Origin of the sequence: Pseudomonas leptonychotis (assembly GCF_004920405.1) — a bacterium.
Classification (GTDB): domain Bacteria; phylum Pseudomonadota; class Gammaproteobacteria; order Pseudomonadales; family Pseudomonadaceae; genus Aquipseudomonas; species Aquipseudomonas leptonychotis.
Genome location: NZ_RFLV01000021.1, coordinates 1 through 235 on the forward strand (window position 1 = coordinate 1; position 235 = coordinate 235).

The window sequence follows — 235 nt, forward strand, 5'->3', positions numbered from 1 at the left end:
ACAGCCAGTTGCTGAGCTTGGCTGAGGGCGCACTGCTGCTGACCCAGACCGTCACCGACGGTGATGGCGACAGCGACAGTGTCTCGATTGACCTGGGCGCCGCCGGTGCCTTTAGCTTTGAAGATGACGGCCCTCGTGCACAGCTCAGTGAGCAGTCCGAAGGGCTGGGTCGTGTATTTGTCGATGAAAGCCTGGCGAGCCTGGGCGGCGCCTATGCCGATGGTGTTGCCTCGGC

1 protein-coding gene is annotated in these 235 nt (G+C 63.0%); it reads left to right on the plus strand.

All coding sequences use genetic code 11. The features are described 5' to 3' along the window. Positions 1-235: hypothetical protein (locus D8779_RS20595; RefSeq protein WP_205895865.1), on the plus strand; the 235-nt coding region annotated here is incomplete at both ends.